This window comes from Mesorhizobium sp. 43Arga, assembly GCF_053714255.1.
In genome coordinates this window covers 1-448 of record NZ_JBSKBO010000053.1, presented here as the reverse complement: position 1 = coordinate 448, position 448 = coordinate 1, and the positions used below count along the sequence as shown (strand labels likewise).

Below are 448 nucleotides of genomic sequence, written 5' to 3'. Positions count from 1 at the left end.
ATTCCTCCTCGAAGAATATCATCGCGTCTCACCATCGAAAGCTTGATCCAAGCACCGCGGCGCGCATGGCCGCCGGATCCGCGCGTCTGCGGTCTTCACCGGATGAGTACGGCCGGTCATCGCGGGCATAGGCCCAGAGCTGGCCTGTCTTGGTCTTGCCGCGACCGGGATCGAGCACCGGCGCGGTGGTCTCGTCGGCGAACAGCTTAGGCGAGGACTTCAGCTTCGCCAGCAGCCGTTCGTGAACCGGACGCAGGTGCCAGGCGGCGCGGCCGACCCAATCGGCGAGCGTGGAGCGATCGAGATTGATTCCCTGCCGGGCGTAGATCTGCGCCTGGCGATAAGATGTTGCGCATAGGATTATGCTGCGGAGGCTCCATTTCGTCCCAGGTTTCAGGCGATCTTGGGTAATCTCCGCAACATAAATTCCTGATGCGCCGGTGCCATG

General features: G+C 62.3%; 1 pseudogene. It reads right to left on the bottom strand.

Going from position 1 to position 448, the window contains the following annotated elements:
• Positions 1-91 precede the first annotated feature (91 nt).
• Positions 92-343: pseudogene (locus ACWGS8_RS35195) on the bottom strand (IS66 family transposase); the annotation flags it as partial.
• Positions 344-448: the final 105 nt, after the last annotated feature.